General features: G+C 50.7%; 18 protein-coding genes and 1 other annotated feature. Of the genes, 7 read left to right on the forward strand and 11 right to left on the reverse strand.

Features of this window, described 5'->3' with window-relative positions; translation table 11 throughout:
- Nucleotides 1–85: 85 nt before the first annotated feature.
- Entirely contained in the window at nucleotides 86–697 is a 612-nt protein-coding gene (wrbA, locus tag JOE21_RS06170; protein WP_309863688.1) for an NAD(P)H:quinone oxidoreductase, read from the reverse strand.
- Between the two features lie 511 nt (nucleotides 698–1,208).
- Here wrbA and JOE21_RS06175 point away from each other — a divergent pair.
- A complete protein-coding gene (locus tag JOE21_RS06175) occupies nucleotides 1,209–1,991 on the forward strand; it encodes a sulfotransferase family protein (protein ID WP_309863690.1) in 783 nt (260 codons plus the stop codon).
- 577 nt (nucleotides 1,992–2,568) lie between these two features.
- Here JOE21_RS06175 and JOE21_RS06180 read toward each other — a convergent pair.
- Nucleotides 2,569–3,330 (reverse strand): sulfotransferase domain-containing protein, encoded by a 762-nt coding sequence (locus tag JOE21_RS06180; RefSeq protein WP_309863692.1) that lies wholly within the window; start codon nucleotides 3,328–3,330, stop codon nucleotides 2,569–2,571.
- Between the two features lie 281 nt (nucleotides 3,331–3,611).
- On the opposite strand from JOE21_RS06180, the gene JOE21_RS06185 reads away from it, so the two are divergent.
- Together JOE21_RS06185 and JOE21_RS06190 are read left to right on the forward strand one after the other, a co-directional pair.
- Nucleotides 3,612–4,484, forward strand: a complete 873-nt coding sequence (locus JOE21_RS06185; RefSeq protein WP_309863695.1) for a sulfotransferase family protein — start codon at nucleotides 3,612–3,614, stop codon at nucleotides 4,482–4,484.
- 361 nt (nucleotides 4,485–4,845) lie between these two features.
- Nucleotides 4,846–5,643, forward strand: coding sequence for a PHP domain-containing protein (locus JOE21_RS06190; RefSeq protein WP_309863697.1), 798 nt, complete (start codon nucleotides 4,846–4,848; stop codon nucleotides 5,641–5,643).
- Nucleotides 5,644–6,125: 482 nt separating this feature from the next.
- Here JOE21_RS06190 and JOE21_RS06195 read toward each other — a convergent pair whose 3' ends face one another.
- Nucleotides 6,126–7,199, reverse strand: coding sequence for a S8 family peptidase (locus tag JOE21_RS06195; RefSeq protein ID WP_309863698.1), 1,074 nt, complete (start codon nucleotides 7,197–7,199; stop codon nucleotides 6,126–6,128).
- A 213-nt stretch (nucleotides 7,200–7,412) separates the two neighbouring features.
- Between JOE21_RS06195 and JOE21_RS06200 the strand changes: the two genes are divergently transcribed.
- The 4 genes from JOE21_RS06200 to JOE21_RS06215 all read left to right on the forward strand — a co-directional run bounded on the left by JOE21_RS06200 (nucleotide 7,413) and on the right by JOE21_RS06215 (nucleotide 12,836).
- A complete protein-coding gene (locus JOE21_RS06200) occupies nucleotides 7,413–8,468 on the forward strand; it encodes an extracellular solute-binding protein (RefSeq protein WP_309863700.1) in 1,056 nt (351 codons plus the stop codon).
- Between the two features lie 49 nt (nucleotides 8,469–8,517).
- Entirely contained in the window at nucleotides 8,518–10,173 is a 1,656-nt protein-coding gene (locus JOE21_RS06205; RefSeq protein WP_309863701.1) for an ABC transporter permease, read from the forward strand.
- Between the two features lie 16 nt (nucleotides 10,174–10,189).
- Entirely contained in the window at nucleotides 10,190–11,296 is a 1,107-nt protein-coding gene (locus tag JOE21_RS06210) for an ABC transporter ATP-binding protein (protein ID WP_309863705.1), read from the forward strand.
- A 178-nt stretch (nucleotides 11,297–11,474) separates the two neighbouring features.
- Entirely contained in the window at nucleotides 11,475–12,836 is a 1,362-nt protein-coding gene (locus JOE21_RS06215; protein ID WP_309863707.1) for an alkaline phosphatase, read from the forward strand.
- A 57-nt stretch (nucleotides 12,837–12,893) separates the two neighbouring features.
- Here the strand turns inward: JOE21_RS06215 and JOE21_RS06220 are convergent, their stop codons facing one another.
- From JOE21_RS06220 to JOE21_RS06255, 8 genes are all read right to left on the reverse strand, one after another.
- On the reverse strand, nucleotides 12,894–13,355 hold the full coding sequence (locus JOE21_RS06220; RefSeq protein ID WP_309863710.1) for a DUF2642 domain-containing protein: 462 nt from the start codon (nucleotides 13,353–13,355) through the stop codon (nucleotides 12,894–12,896).
- Nucleotides 13,356–13,514: 159 nt separating this feature from the next.
- Nucleotides 13,515–14,525, reverse strand: coding sequence for a 3-deoxy-7-phosphoheptulonate synthase (gene aroF, locus JOE21_RS06225; protein ID WP_309863713.1), 1,011 nt, complete (start codon nucleotides 14,523–14,525; stop codon nucleotides 13,515–13,517).
- Between the two features lie 52 nt (nucleotides 14,526–14,577).
- Nucleotides 14,578–14,815: a binding site (T-box leader), on the reverse strand.
- A 69-nt stretch (nucleotides 14,816–14,884) separates the two neighbouring features.
- Nucleotides 14,885–15,535 (reverse strand): SGNH/GDSL hydrolase family protein, encoded by a 651-nt coding sequence (locus JOE21_RS06230; protein ID WP_309863716.1) that lies wholly within the window; start codon nucleotides 15,533–15,535, stop codon nucleotides 14,885–14,887.
- Entirely contained in the window at nucleotides 15,532–16,566 is a 1,035-nt protein-coding gene (spoVAD, locus tag JOE21_RS06235) for a stage V sporulation protein AD (RefSeq protein WP_309863718.1), read from the reverse strand. Before spoVAD ends, JOE21_RS06230 begins: the two co-directional genes overlap by 4 nt.
- A 12-nt stretch (nucleotides 16,567–16,578) precedes the next feature.
- Complete coding sequence (gene spoVAC / locus JOE21_RS06240) at nucleotides 16,579–17,052, reverse strand: stage V sporulation protein AC (protein WP_309863721.1); 474 nt, start codon at nucleotides 17,050–17,052, stop codon at nucleotides 16,579–16,581.
- Nucleotides 17,053–17,184: 132 nt separating this feature from the next.
- On the reverse strand, nucleotides 17,185–17,379 hold the full coding sequence (locus JOE21_RS06245; RefSeq protein WP_309863723.1) for a hypothetical protein: 195 nt from the start codon (nucleotides 17,377–17,379) through the stop codon (nucleotides 17,185–17,187).
- A gap of 66 nt (nucleotides 17,380–17,445) precedes the next feature.
- Nucleotides 17,446–17,844 carry a YhjD family protein gene (locus JOE21_RS06250; RefSeq protein WP_309863725.1) on the reverse strand — a complete coding sequence of 133 codons (399 nt, stop codon included), beginning with the start codon at nucleotides 17,842–17,844 and terminating at the stop codon, nucleotides 17,446–17,448.
- 121 nt (nucleotides 17,845–17,965) lie between these two features.
- Entirely contained in the window at nucleotides 17,966–18,391 is a 426-nt protein-coding gene (locus tag JOE21_RS06255; RefSeq protein WP_309863727.1) for a CBS domain-containing protein, read from the reverse strand.
- Nucleotides 18,392–18,417 lie beyond the last annotated feature (26 nt).

Below are 18,417 nucleotides of genomic sequence, written 5' to 3' on the forward strand. Positions count from 1 at the left end.
TAGCGACCAACTTGCTGTTCGTTTGGCCGCGGGTTCCGGTCCGGAAGAAACGTAGCGGGCTTTTCTTGATCGGCTCTCCGCTTTTTCACTGTTGTCCCTTTTGGATCCACTCCGCAACGGTCACTGTCCGTTTGGCCTGATGCTTAACCGCTTCCTCGACTTCTTCCTTCATATTACCGTCCTGGTCCACTGTCACGCTAGTCCCGTACGGATTTCCGCCGGATGTGAAAGCGGACGGATCGGTATAACCAGGGGCAGCGATAATGGCACCCCAGTGCATCATCGTGGTATACAGCGCCTGAACGGTGGCTTCTTGGCCACCGTGAGAATTAGAAGCGGATGTCATCGCGCTGACCACTTTGTTGACCAGTTTTCCTTCAAACCACAGTCCTCCCGTTGTATCGAGGAATTGTTTCATCTGGGCGGGGAGGTTTCCGAAACGCGTCGGTACGCTAAAGATGTAGGCATCGGCCCATTCCAGGTCATCCAGGGAAACCGTCGGCACATCTCTTGTTTCCTCCAGATGGGCTCTCCAGGCGGGATTGGTATCGATTGCCGATTTTGAAGCCAGTTCCGGTACTTTTAGCACTTTCACCTCGGCTCCCGCTTCCTGTGCCCCTTCCTCTGCCCACTTTGCCAGGCGGTAGTTGGTTCCCGTCGAGCTGTAATAAATAATCGCCAGTTTGATATTTGCCATTATGAACACTCCTTCCGGATCATTTCGGTTAATGTTCGCCAATAAATCGCATTTATGTAAAAGCAGAATCCCTACTCCTGGGAGCCTGTTTTTTCTGTTTCAAATCAACTACCCTTAATATATTTTATCACTTATAGTAAGCAAATATGATTTATTCTCCATCCTCTACTGCTGCCGCTGTACCTTGGTCGCGAGCCGGGAGGGTCACTTCCGTTTCGTTTGCAAAAAGCGCATAGCGAGACCGGGGAACGAAAGTGACCATGGCGAGACTTGTGCTCTATGAGTGCAAAAGCCCTTCGCGGATCGCACCACTCGCCCTCCCGCAGGAAATTCGAATGAATAGACAGGCCCTCGAGAATTTAAATATTTACGTACACCAAAAATTTATTGGACCCTATTTTTCCACACGATAAATGCCGATAATCGTACACATTTTACTATCAACCCAGAACACTCGAAAACGAAGGACATAAGATAAGTTAAAGCGAAGAGAAAGGGGCTAAACCATCCAATGAAGGCTCGACTTCAAAAAGCTTCGGTGAAACGTTTACCAGGACCCGTTGTAATCGGTGGGGTGGGGGGAAGCGGAACAAGAGTGGTAGCGGAATTGGTAAAAAAATTGGGATTTTACATGGGAGTGGCAGAGTCCCGTAACCCGGACCGTCTGAAAAAGAATGATAATAAATTGCTGAATGGAAAGGATTTTAAACGTATACCCCAGAAGAGGCATCGAATTCTCCTAAGGCAATGTGAAAAAAAGATGCTCCATTCCAAGAAAATCGATTACGCTTCCTATGTCGGATGGGGGTTTAAAAACCCGACGACCCATCTCTATTTAAAATCTCTGAAAGAATACTTCGATTCGCTTAAATATATTCTTGTCATACGGAATGGGTTGGACATGGCATATAGTAATAACAGACGGCAGCTTTATTATTGGGGTAGTCGCTTTCACATCGACATACCCGAAAACCGTAAATACCTACCAGTCGCACAACTTGACTATTGGATAAAAGCGAACCGAAGAGCGATCCATGAAGGTAAAAAGCTCTTGGGAAACCGGTTTCTCGTGATTCACTACGACCGCCTCTGTGTAAATCCCAAAAAGGAAATCAAAAGATTGGCCCATTTTTTGGGATTGGACCTGGAAAAAATGAATATCGATTCTTTGGCTGACATTATTCGAAAACCCGAGTCTTTTGAGCGATATAAGAAACAGGATTTAAGCATTTTTAACAAAAAACATTTCCGGGCTGTACGCAGATTGGGTTTTGTAGTAAATAAGACCAAATGAAAAGGATCGTTGCAAATTTTTGAGCCACTAGTGCAATTCATTCACCCACCGAAAAAAGCGAATAATGGAACCCTGCATCTAGGTGTGGGGTTTTTGTATTTTTAACAGAAAGCACCTAGGTCTTTTGATCGGGATAACCCGTTTTCGAATAGAGAAAATCGGAAATGGATAAAGAATGCCGAGTGTTGGAAATCAATCAAAACCAGACAGGAAGATCTGCCTGGTTTTTCTCAGACGGAGCACCGAAATTCCTGCGGGTGCTCTTCCACGTGGAAATCGGAACCCTCCGGTAACCAAAAGGCCTGCCTTTCGGCGATGCAACGATTACGCTTGACATCGGCGCAGGAGTCGTCGATGCCAGATTTCGATCCCGTGGAACCCGATTCGGAGCGGTTTTCGACAACCATATCACTAAGTTAGATTCGGCGAGCCTTGTCCCCGGCCTGGCGGCTTCGGGGGATAAGATCTTTTTACCCATGTCCCTAGAGGCAAATACCGGTTCGTATATCGCCTGAACATCCCGACGTCTCTTTTTACACGATTGCTTTGCGATATGGGAGTGTTTTTTCGGGGATCATCACCAGTCCCAACCGAAATCGGTGCCCAAGTATCGGTACAACTGGCGGTTGTGGGGACGGAAGTAATGGACGAGCATTCTGCGGGTTTTCGGGTGCATCGGTTCGTAAGAAGCGGATTTATAAGGTTTAGTCGTTTTCAGCGCCTTATAGGGTACACCTAAAAACCGGGTTACCCTTTTTAAGACCGCGTTGGTGTTTTTATAGAAATCTTCACTTTGAATGATCATTATCTGCTGTTTGGGAAAGTGCTTCCTCCACCGCTTCAGCTGATTGAGATAGATTCCCCGGGCCATGTAGGAGTATAGCCGGTGTTTGCTGCTATTGTAGTTTTTATTACGAAGCATCCTCCGCTGTTCCATATGGGTCCTCGCCCTCTCGTTGCGAATGGCCTTTTCGAAGGACAAGCTCTCTTTCCCGCGGCGCACTTGGTGATGGTAATGGGAGTAAGCCCGGTCGACCGGGTTGCGCAAGAGGACGATAATTTTGGCTTTGGGTACCGTATCTGCCGCCCTTTTGGCCGCATATGGGTGAAAGAGGTAATAGGGGCTCGCCTCCCCCGTGATGAAACCGCGCTTCTTCCTTCGATCTGACAGCGGAAATTTGTCCTTATACCAAGAAAGTCCTTGGCTGAAGCGTACATCAAAATAATGGACCTCTTTTGTTTTGGCGGGAACGATGTACCGCTGATTGATCAAATAGTTGTACAGCGACGTGGTTCCGCACTTCTGTCCTCCCACGATGATAAAATCCGGTAGAGACAATATCATTCACCCCCTTTGGTTTACTATATGTTTTCACTATCAACCTAGTGTGGGAAGATGCCCGTTTAAAAGATTATCGGGCCGAGGCGAATGCAGAGGACAGACACGAGATTACCGGAAGACGAACCCTCGGTTTAATCCGAGAATAAGATAATAAGCCGTTTATGCGAAGAGTGGGAGAAGGGAAGCCATACGTGAACCGAAACTGGAATGGGGTTTCTCGGTTTCTCATCTGCAGAGGAAACGGGGCCGCACAAAAATTCATGGGGGGGATAAACCCATTGCGTATCGATAAACCGAAAGCCGTTTGCATACTGGGGATGCACCGCAGCGGCACGTCGGCAATGAGCCGCGCCATCAATCTGCTGGGTGCTGATCTGGGGAACAAATCAAAGCTGTTATCTCCCGGAAAAGCCAATCCGAAAGGATTTTGGGAGCATACGGGCATTATTAAATGCAACCATCGGATCCTTCGCACGTTCGGACGATCCTGGGATGCGATAAACCCGCTTCCCGACCGTTGGTGGGAATCGCCGCGAATCCAATCGCAGCGGGAGGAGCTTCAGAGTTTAGTAAAACACGACTTCTCGGATAAGCAGCTTTGGGCTTGGAAGGATCCGAGGACTTGTCTGGTGATTCCTCTGTGGCAATCCGTGCTCAAGGAGCTGGACATCGACCTCTGCTATGTCATTATGGTCAGACATCCCCTGGACGTGGCCGCTTCCCTGAAACAGAGAAACGGATTCCCGATTAAGAAATCGTTGAACCTTTGGACCCATTACACACTGTCTTCCCTGTTCTGGACAGCGCGGTCGAAACGGGTGATTGTCCACTATAACCAGCTGTTGCAGGACTGGGAGAGCCAGTTGCAAAAAGTGGCCGAGGGGCTGGATATTCCCTGGCCCGAGGAGGAGGGAAAACTGAAAAAATCGATGGATGCCTTTCTCGATTCCGACTTACAACATAACAAATCCACCATTGGTGAATTGGACGTGAAGCGGGTTTCTCAATCGGTGAAAACCATCTATCGCTTGTGTCTCCGTGCTGGGGAGTCCAAAGAGCTGCTCCGCTCGCGGAAGTTTAACGACCAGGTGGAGAACCTGTATAACGGGTTTCGAGGGATGTTCAAGACTCCTGCCGAAATGAAACAATGATAATCAAAAGGAGAGCGGCCTGGTGACACAAACCGGGTCGCTTATTTTGAAAGTCCGACACCGCACACGGCAAGGAGCGATAAATACAACCAACACCCCAACCGGATCAGCCCGTCATTCTTCTTCTCCTACCGGGTAAGCCTTGACGAAAGTGGAACGGGATGTTTAAAATCCTCATAATCATAAAAGGATGAGCACTGTCTTAAACGGTGTCCATCCCCGGCGGGTGATTGTAATAGGGTTGCCCCTCCATCGGTTCCGACGCGTTCGATCCCGATATAAATGGTGAAACGAGCCCACGGATCCATAAAAGGAACGGATCGTTGACTGTTCCACTTTTTCGTTATGGAAGGAGCTTGACATGCGCATACTGAACGATTTAAAACCGAGAACCTTCGATCTCCACATTCACACGACCGCCTCCGACGGCGTGTATTCCCCTTCGGTAATCGTGGAGAAAGCGAAGGAGGCCGGCCTTACCACCATCGCCATCACGGACCACGACACGCTGGCAGGAGTAAAAGAAGCACAAACGGCCGGAGAACGATTGGGTCTAAACGTGATTGCCGGCGTCGAGATCAGCACGAAGTTCGAGGGAAAAACCGTGGATATCCTCGGATATCACATCGATCGCATCCAGGAATTGCACGATGCCCTGACCCCTTATCGGGACTTCCGGGAGTGGCGGGCCAAAAAGATTATCGAAAAATTCTGCTCCTTAAATATGCCGATCACGCTGGATGATGTGAGGGAGTTCAGCAGCAACAGTGTCATCGCCCGCCCCCATATCGCCAAAGCGATTGTTAAAAAGGGATATGTAACAGATGTTCAAACCGTATTTGATCGCTATCTGGCTGACGGCAAACCCGCCGCGGTGGAAAAGAAGGTGCTATCCCCGGAAGAGGGAATTCGCCTGATTCGACAAGCGGGAGGACTGGCGGTTCTGGCTCACCCGGTTTATATCGGTGATGATGAAAGGATCCGAAGGCTTCTTCAGATCGGCTTTGACGGGATTGAGGTGTGGCATCGGAGTCATGCCCCTGAAGATACGAAGCGGTATATCCGGTTAGCTGGGGAATTTGACCTGATCGTTACTGGAGGATCCGATTTTCACATGGATGAGCACAGGCTTGGCGATTTTGGGATTAGCCCAAAATGAACCGTTTGTAAGAAACGCCCAATCCGTACTGGGAGATTGGTAGTACAATATATCGGAGGTCCATCCGATCCGGCATTGGATTACCTTCCCGAAACGCATCAGAAAGGAGGAAAATCCAATAAAAGGCAAAATCAAAGGCAGACGCCAGACGGAAAATACCATGGTTCACAAGCTTAAAAGCCTCAAAGGTAAAAATGTTACTGTAATGACGTATGGAAACTCTTTGTCCAACGGGATCAAGGGGACACTCCAACAGGTTGAGGGCAATCAAAAAAACGGGTTTATCATCGTGGTGACTGACACAATGGAAACAACAGTGCCCATCTCACAAATCACTGGGGTATCCATCACCGTTTAAAGAGGGACAACGTATTTCAGGGCGATCGCTTTTATTTGCGATCGCCTTTATTTTTAAGCTTAAAATGATCCATCATCCTCATTTATCTAATAAATGAAACCGCCGGTTTCACCGGCGGGATTTTTTACAATTGGAGTAAGCCTGCACCATATAAACGTCGAGATCCTAGTGAAATCGCCCGTTGCCCCAGGACCTGTCTGATGGTTCCCGTCGACAATCCCTGTTGTCGGTAGACCGCCGCCACACCGCTGACATGTGGTGCCGCTTGTGAAGTCCCATTTAAAATTCCGTACCGACCGCTCTTGTAGGTGCTTAAAATGTTGACACCTGGGGCAGCGATATCCAAAGATGGACCGGTCGCGGAAAAGGGAGCCCGCTTATTTCCACGGGTTAAGGCGGCCACTGCTACAACGGGCTGCAGACGTGCCGGTATTTCCACTGTATCTCCGGTTCCGGCGGCATTCCCACTGTTCCCCGCTGCGGCCACCACCAACACGCCGCGCCTGTTGGCTATCTGGATGGCCCGCGTAAGAGCGGCAGGAACCTTGCGGCCACCGCTTAAACTGAGGTTGAGAATATGCATGCGATTGTCGATCCCCCAGTCGATCCCCTGAACCAAAGTGGTGATACTGCCGACTCCCCGGTCATTTAACACCTTAATCGCGTACAGACTGGCGGAGGGGGCTACTCCAATGACACCCTGTTTGTTGCTGTGAGCGGCGATAATCCCCGCTACATGGGTACCGTGACCATTTCCGTCCTGGGGAGGACGCTTCGGTTCCACGATATTGACTCCACCTTTAATATTACGGTGCAAATCCGGATGGTTCAGGTCGATGCCGGTATCCACCACCCCCACACGGACGCCGGCCCCTGCATACGGGTTGGGGGTGCCTTTCCACACCCGACTCACATTCCATGTCACCACCTGACCGGACGACTGGACGCTGCGACGCATCCCTTCACGGGTGATCACCCCTACCACCATCGGTTTCGGCAGCAAGACTGGGTAGTCGACTTCGGCGGTCAGCAAACCGGGATCCTCCAAAATTCCCTTCATTTGCTCCCGTGGAACAACAGCGGAAACGATTCCACAGTGACGGCTGACATATTGAATACTCCCCCCCAGTTCCTCAATCCGTTTTAACACGGACCATTTGCGGAGAGAGAAAGTATAACGACCATAGGTCTCATTCATCATCTACCACCTCTTATTCTCAGAATATGAAGTGATAGATCCATTCGTTTGTGTCCCTAACCCGAATGGAATTTTCTTCTACGTCTATCTTCTCAAGAAAGTAGTTGAAAATGATTATCATTGTATGTACAATGAACGAGAAATGAATTTAAAGAGGAGGATGCCCTTCCAGACGACAATCGAAGGGCTTGCCTAAGAGGAGGAGGATGACGCGTGACGTCGAAGTTGAAGATTTTCACTTTTTTGGCTCTTATACTTACCTTGGTGGTGGCCGGATGCTCCCCCCAAGCCAATGACGCTTCCAATGATGAGGAAGGCGAAACCGATGAGCTGGTCGTATATTCTGCCCGTAAAGAACAGTTCGTCAAACCCTTGGTCGACAAGTTTGAAGAGGAAAGCGGCGTAAAAGTGAAGTTGATGGCTGCTGATGAAGCATTGGTCAACAAAATCTTGGAAGAGAAAAACAATCCCCAGGCGGATATCTTCTTCTCCAACGATACCGGAGCACTGGAATATCTTCGTATTGAGGACGCATTGGCCCCCAACGACTCTGACAAGATTCAAGTCATCGACGAAAAGTACCGGGCCGATGACGGATCATGGGTGGGCTTGTCTGCACGAAGCCGGATTTTCATGTACAATAAGGATCTGACCTCGGAAAAAGATCTTCCTCAAACACTGTGGGACTTGACCGATTCCAAATATAAAGGGAAGTTTGCCATCACCCGCGGCGGCAACGGTTCCATGGTCGCCCATGTGGCCGCCCTTCGCGCCGAATGGGGCGATGAAAAAACCAAAGAATGGATCGAAAAAGTAAAAGAAAACGCCGCCATCATCACGGAAGGCCATGGTGACATCCGGCAGGCAGTGGGTGCCGGAGAAGTGGAATTCGGGCTGGTGAACAACTATTATTTCCACCAACAGCTGGATGAGCCCAAGGATAACAACGTGGATGCCGTCTATCCCGACCAGGGTAAAGACGATATGGGTATTTTCGTCAATGCCGCCGGTGTGGGCTTGATCAAAGGAGGACCCAACCAAGCCAACGCCAAGAAATTCATCGATTTCCTGACGGAAGATGAGCAGCAGAAAATTTTCTCTTTCGAAAGCAAGGAAATCCCGTTGGTAGAGGGAATTGAAACCACTTCAGAAGCCAAACCGCTCAGCGAGTACAAAGTGATGGATATGCCGCTGAAAGAAATCGGTCCGGTATGGCTGGACGCCAAAAAGTTGATCGAAGAGGCCGGACTGGATCTGGAAGTGAAGTGACGGACCTTCCCCATACTTCGATGATTTTGCAGACAGGGAGTTAGGCCGTATGACCGAACCAACCTTGAATGCCGAACAAACAAACCAGTGGAACAAGCCCCCTCAGGGACAGGCCCGGAAGCCGTTTTTGCTCCGGGCCATGTCCCGTTTTTGGCAATCGCTGTGGCATGGCAAACCGCCCAACCTACTGATCCTTCTCTTATCGATGTTGACGGCATTGATTATGGTGATTCCCATCTTGTACGTGGTGGTGCAAGGCTGGGGAGCGGGCACCGAACGTTGGATCCAACTCTGGGATTCCCGTATCCCCGGTCTATTGTGGAACACCCTCTCCCTGACTGCCGTCGTCACGGCCGGAACCATCCTGATCGGTGTCACTTTCGCCTTTTTGGTGGTACGTACTGACCTTCCCGGACGAAAATGGTGGCGTCTGATCGGTGCCCTTCCCTTGGTAATTCCACCCTATGTGGGAGCGATGGCCTATATCATCATCTTCGGCCCCACGGGATGGGTGCGGGACTGGTTCGGCTCCTCCCCTGTCCAAATTTACAGCTTTTGGGGTGTCGTCATGGTGATGACCATGTTCACCTATCCCTATGTTTACTTAATCACCGCAGCATCACTGGGACGATTAAACGCCAACCTTGAAGAAGCGGCGTTGTCTTGCGGCCAGCGATACCGGCAGGTGTTTCTCAAAGTGGTGCTGCCCCTGTTGCGCCCGGCGGTCGGAGCCGGAGCCATCCTGGTCTCTCTCTATGTCCTGTCGGACTTCGGCGCCATCTCCATCATGCGCTACACCACCTTCACCGCCGCCATTTACTACCAAATGGGAAGTTTCGACCGGGTGAGCGCAGCCATGTTGAGCGTCGTCCTGATCGCCGTCACCTTGATCTTTCTATGGATGGAATGGCGTACGCGTAAAAACATTCGCTATTCTCAACAGGGGGGGACCTATCGACGGCCGTTGACGATTCCTCTGGGCAGGTGGAAACCGTTGGCTCTCGCATTTGTCTTTCTGGTATCCTTGACGGGGGTATTTCTGCCCTTGGCGGTTCTCATCTACTGGTCACTGCTGGGATTGCAGAACGGGGCCATCGATGCTTCGTTCTGGGAGTATACCGTCAACAGCCTGGTCGTCTCCGGAATTGCCGCTCTTCTTTCCGTCATATTAGCAATGCCCCTGGTGTATCTAAAAGCGAGAAACCCGTCTCTGCTCACCAGTCTGCTGGAAAAAGTAGTCTACAGCAGCTATGCGTTGCCGGGAGTGATCGTTTCTCTGGGAATTGTCTTCGTCTTCAACCAGTACCTGCCCATGTTTTATGGAACGATCGCCTTGTTGGTCACCGCCTACATCATGCGATTTTTGCCCCAAGCCACCCAAGCGGGGGAAGCAGCCATCAGTCTGGTATCGCCCCGTTTGGACGAAGCGGCCCAAAGCCTTGGCCACTCTCCATGGAAATCGATGCTGAAGATAACCTTGCCAATGGTGCTGCCGGGTGTTCTGGCAGGAGCCGCTCTGGTTTTTGTCAGTTCCATGAAAGAACTTCCGGCCACACTGTTGCTGCGCCCGGCGGGATATGACACCTTGGCCGTCCGCATCTGGATCCAGGCAAGCGAAGGATTTTACCACCTGGCAGCCCCGGCCGCCCTCCTGGTGATCCTCGTCTCCATCCTGCCGCTGCGCTGGATTCTCAATAAATATTAAGTGAGGAGGTTGGATGATGTCCGTTATTTCCTTTCAAGCCGTCACCAAAACCTATCCCGGACAATCGAAGCCGGCTGTCCAGGATTTACACTTCACCGTGGAAGAAGGGGAAATCCTCACGCTCCTGGGACCCAGCGGCTGCGGCAAAACCAGCACTCTTCGCATGATTGCCGGGTTTGAAAAGCCGGATACCGGTTGCATCCGAATCGGGGAGAAGATCATTTTCGATTCAGACACTTGGGTCCCGCCGGAGAACCGGGGAGTCGGCATGGTATTCCAGGATTACGCTTTGTTTCCGCATTTGACGGTGGAGAAGAATGTTGCTTTTGGATTGCAAAACATGAAAAGAAGTGAGCGAAAAGAACGGGTGAAGGAAGTTCTCTCCCTGGTGGGGTTGAACGATTATCAAAAACGGTATCCCCACCAGCTCTCAGGCGGGCAACAACAGCGGATCGCCCTGGCCCGGGCGTTGGCTCCGCGCCCCCATGTCATCTTGCTGGATGAACCGTTCAGCAACCTGGATGTCCACCTTAAATCACAGATGCGGCGCGAAATCCGCCAAATCATCCGGCAGGCAGGAATTACGGCCATTTTTGTTACCCACGATCAGAAAGACGCACTGGCCCTGTCCGATCATGTGGCGGTCATCCAAGATGGGCGGTTGCTGCAACTGGATACCCCCCAAAATGTTTATCAACACCCCGTTAACGCATTTGTCGCCGAATTTTTGGGTAAAACCAATCTATTGCGGGCGGAAGTGGCTGAAAACTGTCTCTGTACGGAAATCGGGGAAGTCCCTTGCTTGATGAAGCAACCAATGGACGATACCGAAGAAGTGCTCCTCTCCGTCCGTCCCGAAGTGTGCCGGCTCGACCAAAACGGTTGCTTCGTCGGCAAGGTGAAGGAAGTGGAGTACGGCGGAGATTACCAAGAAGTGGTCGTCGTCATCCGTAAAAATGGAAGTCCTGATGAATCGACTGAGATGAAAATCTACATCGATCCCCATCAGCCGGTTCAACCCGATCAGCAAATCCGGTTCAACATCGTTCCCGACCGGGTCACCGTCATCCGAAACTCTTCTGCTCTCCCGCAGGAGGAGAAACAGTTGGTGGCACAGTCGTAAAGCGGAGCTTGGCTTGCGGCCTTATTCCCTAAAATCCAAAGAAATGATCCGCTTCGGTTAAGTCAGCCGCAGAGCGGGTCGTTTTTATTTTTTTCGTTACATTTTCACCTTAAAAGCACGATTTTTTTAAACCAGATTAATAACTACCCTATATAATTGTTTTAAAAGGAGGGAGTTTATGAAAAAGAGAAGCATTTTAAAAGGAATCGCTATCGGACTGGCATGTACGGTCGCACTGGGTTCCGCGCTTTACACCTACAACGTCGAAGCAATGAAGCCCCAACCCACCGACAAAGCGAAAAACGTCATTCTCCTGATTGGGGATGGAATGGGACCCACACAGGTCTCCGCCGCCGCCTACTTAAAAGGCAGGGGTTACGGTGACGGCAAGCTTGCCATGAACCGTTTTAAACATGTCGGTCTTGTCACTACATACTCTCATGACAATGTGGTTACGGATTCCGCTGCGGCGGCCACCGCCTTTTCCTCCGGCCGTAAGACGGATAATAATGTAGTCGGGAAGGCACCCAAAAACAAAAAACATGTGGACGGGGAAAAGCACTTCGATGTAACAACCGTCCTGGACGACGCGAAAAAAGCCCAAAAAGCGACAGGTTTGGTGACCACCACCCGTCTCACTCACGCTACGCCCGCTGCTTTTGCCGCCCATGCGGAACACAGGAATATGGAGAACGAAATCGCTGAACAGGTTCTGAACAAAAATGTGGATGTTCTTCTCGGTGGAGGCAAAGACCATTTCCTGCCCACTGAAGAAGGGGGAAAGCGTAAAGACGGAAAAAATCTGATTTCAAAAGCGCAACAAAAGGGCTATTCCCTGATCGAAGACAAAAACGGGTTAGAAAGGACCCACTCACCCAAGTTACTGGGACTATTTAACAACAGTCACATGAAATACGAACTGGACCGTTCAACCTCGAAAGAGCCTAGCTTAGCGGAAATGACCAAAAAAGCCCTTCAAACAGTAAGTAAAAATAAAAATGGTTTTTTCCTGATGGTGGAAGGCGGACGGATTGACCATGCCGGACACGCCAACTACCCGGCGACCACGATTCAGGAGACACTCGCTTTTGATCAGGCTGTCCAGGAAGCGCTCCATTTTGCTCAAAAAAACCCGGATACCCTCGTCGTGGTAAGTGCCGACCATGAAACGGGCGGCATGTCCATCGGCTTAAACGGTGAGTATGCGTTTCATAAAGATGTGATCCGGAAGGTAAAACGGTCTTCCGAATATATAGGCGAACAGCTTACAAAAGACCGCTCCAATGTAAAAGAGGTAATGGCCAAGTACGCTGGGATTTCCGATCTCACGGTCGACGAAGAAAAACGGATCCAAACCGAGAGGAACCCCGCTTCAGCAATCGCCGAAGTAATCAGTCACCGTGCCAAGATCGGTTGGACGACCACTGGTCACACCGCTGTTCATGTGCCGGTCTACGCATATGGACCCGGAGCGGACAAATTGACGGGAACCATTGACAATACGGACATTGCCAAGGTGATTTCCAAAGCCATAAAGTAGCCTTCTCAGACTCGGGCGGAGTCGACACACCCATAAAAAACCACCCTCCAGGGTGGTTTATTTTTCTTCCGAGGGAGAGATGTAGACAATGCCTTCCCAACGGACATGATATTTTTTCTCTTCCTGGCGGAGCAACAAGTGGTCTGGGTACACCCCTGCCACTTCCCCTTTCACTTCTCCGGCATAGGTGGCCACTTGAACCGGCTGCCCCAACGCATTGGCCATCTGGTGTGCCAATAGGAAAGAGCGGCGGTTCCGGCGCTTAAAGAGACCCTGCAATCCTTGGAAGAGAGGGCGCCGCTCCTCCCAATCCGGGGGGCGCCCAGGAAGCGGAGGCGGTAGTGGAACGGGCGGTTGATGCGGCAAATCGGGTGCAAACGGCTGCTGATGCTGAGGCGGTTGAAACGGAAACGGCTGCCCCATGTAGGGCGGGCTTTCCAAAGGAAACTCTCCAGGTGCAAATCCCGGCTGTCCAGGCTGCGGGTAATAAGGGTAATGCTGACCGTACCAAGGGTTCAACGGAGTCACCCCTTCACATATTCTCTTGACAGCCTATGCAGAACACCCGGGAAGGGATACCCGCCCAATCATATTTATCAAAATCTGATCAGACATCCGCTTTTCTCAGCAGGAAAACAGAAATAGCAGATACGTCTATCGAAGCTGAGTGGAGTCACGTTATCTCGGCAGAAGAACAGAAGGCGTTCCTTTCAGCTCCTCCATCATGGTTGCAAAGTTATCCAAAGTTAGGGACTGCGGTCCGTCTGAGAGAGCAGTTTCCGGGGAAGGATGCACCTCTATCATCAATCCGTCGGCCCCGGCTGCCAGGCCGGCTTTGGCCATTGGGGGAACAAAACGCCACTTACCGGTTCCATGACTGGGATCCACAATGATCGGAAGGTGGCTGAGTTGTTTCACCACCGGTACCGCACTCAGATCCAGGGTGTTGCGGGTGTAGGTTTCAAAAGTGCGAATCCCTCGTTCACACAAGATGACACGGGGATTCCCCGCAGCCATAATGTATTCAGCGGACATCAACCACTCTTCGATGGTGGCGGACAGCCCACGCTTCAACATAACCGGCTTATCGGTGCGCCCCACTTGTTTCAACAGGTGGAAGTTTTGCATATTACGTGCGCCCAATTGAAGGATGTCCACGTATTCGGCTACCATCTCCAAATTTTCAGGATCCATCACTTCGGAGATGACAGGAAGACCGGTTTCCTCCCTGGCTTCAGCCAATAACTTTAGCCCCTCTTCTCCCATCCCCTGAAAGGAGTACGGGGATGAACGCGGTTTAAACGCCCCACCTCGCAGGATATGGCCACCTGCTTCTTTGACGGCGTGTGCGCTCTCCAGAATCTGTTCCCGGCTCTCCACAGAACAGGGACCGGCCATGACAACCGGATGCTCTCCGCCGATCTCCACATTCCCCACTCGAAACCGGCTGTTTTCCGGGTGAAAGGAGCGGCCCGCCAATTTGAAGGGTTCGCTCACATGGACGACTTTATCAACCCCGGGAAACCGCTCCACCGGCAATCCGGAGAGCACCTGTTTGTTGCCGATCAGGCCCAGGATCGTTTTGTCCACTCCCTGTGAATGATGAACTTGGATTCCCTTTTCCTTCAACGTACGAACGATCTCGTCCACTTGTTCTTTCGTCGCCTGTTTTTCCAAAACAATAATCAACTGGAAAACCCCCTCTTAAAATAAATGTTGGAATACAAAAAACCTCCTCCCCTAAAGGGACGAGGTTTGCTCGCGGTACCACCCTTTTTGAACCATTACAGTTCCACTCCATGCGCATATATAATGCACTCCCGATATCGGCGGGAATCCGGAAAGGTCGGCCTCCATTTTCGCAACCCGTTCACGCTCCAAGGTGTAATTCGTCTGACGTTCCGATGCCGGTTTGCAGCCCCACCGGCTCTCTGAGATCGGATTTTACGCCGACTACTTCGCCCCTTCAACGCGTCTAAGTATGAAATTGATTTGTGGATAACGGTAACATGCCACCCCTTGTCCTGTCAACGGAAAAATATATCCGTTCACGAATACACCGGATCCTCTTGAACAGAAGGAGCTGGATTTTGGGGTATCAAGGACTTTAGAAGCAACCGGGCCAATACATCATATCCTTGTTGGTTGGGGTGGACTTCATCAGCAAAGTACTCCTTTCGGTTTAGAAACACTTCAAAAGGGTCGATCATCACACTTTTATGCCGTTTAGCCAATTGATTGTACGCCACATTCATCGTTTTTAGTGCCCGGGCTGCAATAGTGTAACCCATCTCATAAGCAGGCAAGGGCATGTAAAATCCAAGGATACCCATTGAAGCATCCGGGTTTAATTGTCGGAGATGGGATAACAACTGATCGACTTGATTGACGACTCGTTTCATCGTGCGAGCCAACCCTATCAGACTATCCCCATCCTCATACCATTTAATAAAATCGCATCCTCCGGTGGTTAAGGTAATATGAGAAGCCCGTGGAATCAACTTGTGCAGACCTGGTGATTGAACCAGATCATACAATTCCGTTGAAGTCAGACCCGAAATTCCCATATTGATGACACGGCAGTGATCCGTGTTTCGGATGTGCTCAAAGTATTGAGCGACCAGATGCCGGTCGGGAGTGGATGCACCGACACCTTCCGTCAACGAATCGCCCAGCGCCAGATAGGTGATGGGATTCATCCTGTTTTTCCTCCCTCTGTTTCTGATTCAAGCGTCACCGCATGAGCGATACAGGGAATGGACTCACCCTGTTGATAAGAGACCGGGTTCATCAAAGCCCCGGTAGCGACCAGCATCACCCGGTTCAGCCGACCCTGATTCATTTCTTCCAGAATATGTCCATACAGCACCAACGCGCTGCTGGCGCAGCCACTGGCGCCTGCAAAAGATTGCTGATCGTCATGATAAATCATCAACCCGCAATCCTTGAATCGGTTTCCTCCCAGGTCCCACCCCTTCTCAGCCAAAAGCTCGGCTGCAATGGGATGACCCACACTGGCCAAATCGCCGGTAATAATCCAATCGTAATCATCGGGAGTCAATCCCGTATCCTGGAAGTGAACGGTAATGGTTTCAACGGCAGCCGGCGCCATGGCGGATCCCATGTCAAAAGGGTTTTTTACACCCATATCCACCACCTTGCCCATCGTCGCATAGCGAACGATCGGGCCCTCCTGACCAAACCCAAGCACACCGGCTCCGGATCCAGTCACCGTCCATTGAGCGGTATTGGGCTTCTGTCCCCCGTACTCGGTAGGATATCGGTATTGCCGTTCCGCAGTAGCATTGTGGCTGCTGACTGCTACTGCGATATGGTCGCTGAAACCGGCATCCACCAGAGCGGCACCTGTGGACAATGTTAATACGGAGGCGGAACAGGCACCGAACATCCCCATCAAAGGCAGCTGGTTTTGCCGGGCTGTAAAAGATGCACTGATGTTTTGATTTAATAGATCTCCAGCCAGAAACATATCTACTTGATCCATTGTTAGACCTGCTTTTTCAACCGCCTTACTGACAGCATCTTCCATCATTTTCCTCTCGGCTTTTTCCCAGGAATCTTCTCCCGCATATAAATCGGAATAGGTCTGATCGAACTGCTCCTTCAACTGTCCTTCGCTTTCTTTGGGACCGGCAACTGCCGCACCCGACAAGACCCTCACCAGGCCACTGTATGACCATGTGCGCTGCCCCACCTTCTTGGAAGCCATACAATCCCCTCCCTAACCGATCAATGCCTTTAAAATACCGATAAAAAATGCAGCCACAACCCCAAATACGATGACCGATCCAGCCAATTTAAACATGTTTCCGCCCACGCCCAGGACATAACCCTCTGATTGGTGCTCCAAGGCAGCAGCAGCGATGGAGTTGGCAAAACCCGTCACAGGAACCGCTGTTCCTGCACCTGCCCATTGACCAACTTTGTCATAGACACCCAACCCAGTCATTAAGCAAGCAATAAAAATCAAGGTAGCAACGGTGGGATCCCCTGCTTTTTCCTGGGGAAAATTAAAGACACGGGTATACATCAGCTGCAATAGCTGCCCCAATAAGCTGATAAATCCCCCTACCAAAAAAGCTTTCAGACTATTGGTGATAACCGGCGGCTTTGGTTGGTATTGCTTCGCTAACTGTTGATATTGTTGTTGTTTTTTCTGCTGCTTCTTCTGGGGCTTTTCGGAATCCGAACTCATGCCCTTCCCTCCACTCAGCCGTTTTCAACATCCCTATCGTTTGATATCCATTTGCGATTTATTCTCCTGTTCTCCATACAAAAAGCCCGCCTGATGCGGGCTTTTCCATATATATTGGAAATTTAATATCTGTTAACGCTCCCGTCCCATGACGGCGGCAATACTACCCATCAGGATGTGAGCAACCCCGAAGCCGAGAACACCCCATCCAGCGCATGTTTCCATTTGATGTCTAGACCGTGCCCTTTCACCGCCGTATAAGCACGAGACGCCGACAAGGCTGACCAACAGCCCGATCAAAACAGTCCAAAATCCGCGCTTCGCCATACCAGATTCCCCCTTTCCCGTTTTGCGGACCTCCGCTGGGCGTGATTCACCTTCTTCCGGTCCTTGTTAGCTTGGCCGAAAGAAGGAAAGAGTTTGACTGGTATTTTTCCCCGTCCAGATTTGGATCAGTTGCTTCTCGCATTCTGCTCGGATCCATTCATTAAAGAACCGTTGGGTATGGATAAAACCACGGAAACGGGCCCGCACTTCACGGCAGTCCCGTTTCTGTTTCACCTCCACAATCTCTCCCCCGCACCGGCGCAATTGTTGCTTGGTTTCCCTCCACTCCTCTTCCACCTGGATCGAGAGGCGGACAAGCCCGTCCAGAATCCCTCGTTTCAACTTAAAGGGTTGGGATTCCATCCAGCGGATATCGCACAGGAGAGCTCGGTACAGGACATCCATGACGATCACCCGCTTAACCAAACGGGCAAACAACCGGTATTCATCCGGAACCGATAACATAAGCCTCCATCCTCTCCCCAAACATCATCACTGATTGTTATTATATACGAACATATGTTTGAAATCCCTTGGCAATACCTTGAAAAAAAAGGACCGGGCCATTTGGCCGGGTCCATTCTGTTTACATCTTTGTATTGGGTACGGAGATATTGGTAAGCGCTTGCCCCGCTTCATCCGCATAAGGTTGCCGAACCGCCATGTCACCCAAGGCGACGATGCCAACCAGCTGGTTGTTCTCCACCACCGGCAAGCGACGGATCTGGTGTTGTGCCATCAGTTGCGACGCTTCATCCACCGACATGTTGGGAGTACCCGTAACCAAATTCTGATTGGTCATGACTTCCCCTACAGTGAGGTTTGGGTTTTGATTGGCGACAGAGCGCAAAACCAGATCCCGGTCCGTCACCACCCCTTGCAGGATCCCGTTTTCCACGACAGGGACGATGCCCACATCGTGTTGTTTCATCAACATCGCCGCCTGAGAAATATTATCCTGGGGCGAAACCGATGTCACATTAGTCGTCATAATTTCGCGCAGTTGATTCATGCTTTCACCCTCCTTTTCTGGGGTTA

This window comes from Desmospora profundinema, assembly GCF_031454155.1.
Taxonomy (GTDB): domain Bacteria; phylum Bacillota; class Bacilli; order Thermoactinomycetales; family DSM-45169; genus Desmospora; species Desmospora profundinema.

What these genes read in the sequence shown, in the direction of transcription:
- JOE21_RS06215 (WP_309863707.1), top strand. Translation starts at nt 11,475, where the DNA reads ATGAAAAAGAGAAGCATTTTAAAAGGAATCGCTATCGGACTGGCATGT.
- JOE21_RS06190 (WP_309863697.1), top strand. Translation starts at nt 4,846, where the DNA reads ATGCGCATACTGAACGATTTAAAACCGAGAACCTTCGATCTCCACATT.
- JOE21_RS06205 (WP_309863701.1), top strand. Translation starts at nt 8,518, where the DNA reads ATGACCGAACCAACCTTGAATGCCGAACAAACAAACCAGTGGAACAAG.
- JOE21_RS06255 (WP_309863727.1), bottom strand. Translation starts at nt 18,391, where the DNA reads ATGAATCAACTGCGCGAAATTATGACGACTAATGTGACATCGGTTTCG.
- JOE21_RS06175 (WP_309863690.1), top strand. Translation starts at nt 1,209, where the DNA reads ATGAAGGCTCGACTTCAAAAAGCTTCGGTGAAACGTTTACCAGGACCC.
- JOE21_RS06245 (WP_309863723.1), bottom strand. Translation starts at nt 17,379, where the DNA reads ATGGCGAAGCGCGGATTTTGGACTGTTTTGATCGGGCTGTTGGTCAGC.
- spoVAD (WP_309863718.1), bottom strand. Translation starts at nt 16,566, where the DNA reads ATGGCTTCCAAGAAGGTGGGGCAGCGCACATGGTCATACAGTGGCCTG.
- JOE21_RS06230 (WP_309863716.1), bottom strand. Translation starts at nt 15,535, where the DNA reads ATGAATCCCATCACCTATCTGGCGCTGGGCGATTCGTTGACGGAAGGT.
- JOE21_RS06195 (WP_309863698.1), bottom strand. Translation starts at nt 7,199, where the DNA reads ATGAATGAGACCTATGGTCGTTATACTTTCTCTCTCCGCAAATGGTCC.
- JOE21_RS06210 (WP_309863705.1), top strand. Translation starts at nt 10,190, where the DNA reads ATGTCCGTTATTTCCTTTCAAGCCGTCACCAAAACCTATCCCGGACAA.
- JOE21_RS06250 (WP_309863725.1), bottom strand. Translation starts at nt 17,844, where the DNA reads ATGTTATCGGTTCCGGATGAATACCGGTTGTTTGCCCGTTTGGTTAAG.
- wrbA (WP_309863688.1), bottom strand. Translation starts at nt 697, where the DNA reads ATGGCAAATATCAAACTGGCGATTATTTATTACAGCTCGACGGGAACC.
- spoVAC (WP_309863721.1), bottom strand. Translation starts at nt 17,052, where the DNA reads ATGAGTTCGGATTCCGAAAAGCCCCAGAAGAAGCAGCAGAAAAAACAA.